A 2,320-nucleotide genomic window follows, 5' to 3' on the forward strand; every position below is an offset into this window, starting at 1 on the left:
ACGGGAAGTTTCGGCCCTTACGGATGCCCGGAAAACCTTAGCGTACGATTTTTTCCGAATTCTGCGGGCTCCCCTATTAGCCACACTCGCAAGCCAAGCAGAGTCGGCTTAAATTCTATTGAGTGTTGTAACTACTAGCTTAAATGGCGTTCAACTTCCTCGATTTTACAGCACTACTAATTGTCCCTCGACTACAGGCCATAATTTTCTGTACCTGACTCCAGGAACTACCGCTATCGAGCAACCGATTGATGGCATCGTATCGCTCCTTATTGGCCTGTCGCCCCTTATACCTTCCCTCTTTTTGAGCTTTACTAATCCCCTGTCTTTGACGTTCCCGGCGTTGTTCATAGTCACGACGTGCCACAGCAGCCAGCATGTCGAGCAACATATCGTTAATTGCAGCAAACATGCGGCTATCAAAATCATGGCTTCCTGAAGCTATCCATGTTGTCGGAACGTTGATGGCCATCACTCGTATATCTTTCTGCCTAATCAATTTTTTCAAGCTGTTCCAGTCTTCGCCAGTCAGACGTGAGAGCCGATCTACATCCTCAATTAAGAGAATATCGTTGTGCCGGCAGTCTTTGAGCAACCTGAATAATTCAGGCCGGTCAAGCCTCGAACCAGATTCATTCTCAATGTAGTAATTGCAAATGTTCAGCCCACGTTCCTCGGCAAAACTATCAATCGCAGCCAGAGCGCGAGAAGCATCTTGTTCAGATGTAGAGGCGCGTAAATAAGCCCGGACAAAGCCTTTCGGTACAGTTTGAGTCACAGTGTAGAACCAGTTCGATTTAGGTAGTTAAAGCATAACTATACAGTACCCGTTATGGGTGGTATTTAAAAGGCATACTCTAAAAGAACCGAAAAAACAAATAATGAGTAAATGTGACATCGTCACCCATACTCATAAACTCACATGCTCATATACACAACAAACTCAAATGAGTATATGCTCTTTAACTCATAAACTCATATTAACCTTTACTCATGCAAAGAGTATGGTAAACTCAAAAACTCACAAGAGTAATTGAGTAGATACACAATTGAGGGTTTGAGTATGAAAGTAATCTCATTTCTGAATCCGAAAGGGGGTTCAGGTAAAACAACTGCCGTAATCAACATAGCCACTGCGTTGAGCAGAAGCGGATACAACATTGCTGTGGTAGATACAGATCCACAAATGAGCCTGACGAACTGGAGCAAAGCGGGCAAGGCAGCATTTGACGTATTTACAGCTGCATCTGAAAAAGACGTCTATGGAATCCGAAAAGATCTGGCGGACTATGACTTTGCTATTGTGGACGGGGCAGGTTCGCTCTCAGTAATCACCTCCGCAGCCGTCATGGTAAGCGATCTGGTAATTATCCCTGTTACACCCAGCCCCCTGGATTTCTCCGCAGCAGGAAGCGTCGTTACTGTTCTGGAAGCACAGGCTTACAGCCGCAAAGTTGAAGCCCGCTTTCTGATCACCCGTAAGATAGAAATGGCAACCATGCTCAATGTGCTGAAAGAAAGTATCAAAGACACTGGTGTTAAATCTTTCCGTACGGCCATTACACAACGTCAGGTTTACGTGAAATCAATTCTGGATGGTGACAGCGTGTTTGAATCCAGTGATGGCGCAGCAAAAGGTGAAATAGAAATCCTTACAAAAGAGATAGTTAGTACATTTGAGTAATTACTCATTCACTCATATAATCAAATAAGTATAACAACCGGAGTAACCTTAATGTCACTTGAAAAAGCGCATACGGCAGTAAAAAAAATGACCTTTGGTGAAAACAGAGATCTGGAACGAGTAGTAACAGCACCAGTATCATCTGGAAAAATCAAACGTGTTAACGTCAATTTTGACGAAGAAAAACACACCCGGTTTAAGGCTGCATGTGCCAAAAAAGGTACATCGATCACAGATGTGGTGAACCAGCTTGTAGATAAATGGCTCAAAGAGAACGAATAATATCTGAGGAATATCATGGATAAAAACGTCGTTGATGCGCTGAAAACGCTATTAGAAGCGTTACCGGAAGAGGTGGTAACAGAAGTCACATCAAAACTAAATCCTTCGGCAAGCCATATTCCTGAAGAAAACAGTAAGCAATTGACAGCAAAAGCAAGACTACTGAATTTCCGGCTAACCGAAGCCTATGAAGAAATCCTGGAAGTCGAAGCTATCAGAACAGGCCAGAGCAAAACTACCGTTCTAAAGGCAGCACTGGCGATGTACAACAGCCAGGAGGCTTTGTTGAATAAATCGAACTTTTGCTGAGTTGAAGGATCAGATCACGCATCTTCCCGACAACGCAGACCGTTC

4 protein-coding genes are annotated in these 2,320 nt (G+C 43.8%); 3 read left to right on the forward strand and 1 reads right to left on the reverse strand.

The window, feature by feature from the left end:
• Positions 1–139: 139 nt before the first annotated feature.
• Entirely contained in the window at positions 140–778 is a 639-nt protein-coding gene (locus OQV04_RS24305; RefSeq protein WP_024245155.1) for a recombinase family protein, read from the reverse strand.
• A 285-nt stretch (positions 779–1,063) separates the two neighbouring features.
• Here OQV04_RS24305 and OQV04_RS24310 point away from each other — a divergent pair, with 285 nt between their 5' ends.
• The 3 genes from OQV04_RS24310 to OQV04_RS24320 are packed head-to-tail and all read left to right on the forward strand — an operon-like array spanning position 1,064 to position 2,275.
• Positions 1,064–1,684: a ParA family protein gene (locus OQV04_RS24310; RefSeq protein WP_000864791.1), complete on the forward strand. Its 621-nt coding sequence runs from the start codon at positions 1,064–1,066 to the stop codon at positions 1,682–1,684.
• 51 nt (positions 1,685–1,735) lie between these two features.
• The gene (locus tag OQV04_RS24315; RefSeq protein ID WP_000051064.1) at positions 1,736–1,966 is read left to right on the forward strand and encodes a plasmid partition protein ParG; all 231 of its coding nucleotides are present in this window, start codon (positions 1,736–1,738) and stop codon (positions 1,964–1,966) included.
• A 15-nt stretch (positions 1,967–1,981) separates the two neighbouring features.
• Positions 1,982–2,275, forward strand: a complete 294-nt coding sequence (locus tag OQV04_RS24320; RefSeq protein WP_015060510.1) for a hypothetical protein — start codon at positions 1,982–1,984, stop codon at positions 2,273–2,275.
• The last annotated feature ends 45 nt before the right edge of the window (positions 2,276–2,320 follow it).

This window comes from Escherichia sp. Lx600-2 (assembly GCF_036662595.1).
Taxonomy (GTDB): Bacteria; Pseudomonadota; Gammaproteobacteria; order Enterobacterales; family Enterobacteriaceae; genus Escherichia; species Escherichia coli.

What these genes read in the sequence shown, in the direction of transcription:
- OQV04_RS24310 (WP_000864791.1), top strand. Translation starts at nt 1,064, where the DNA reads ATGAAAGTAATCTCATTTCTGAATCCGAAAGGGGGTTCAGGTAAAACA.
- OQV04_RS24315 (WP_000051064.1), top strand. Translation starts at nt 1,736, where the DNA reads ATGTCACTTGAAAAAGCGCATACGGCAGTAAAAAAAATGACCTTTGGT.
- OQV04_RS24320 (WP_015060510.1), top strand. Translation starts at nt 1,982, where the DNA reads ATGGATAAAAACGTCGTTGATGCGCTGAAAACGCTATTAGAAGCGTTA.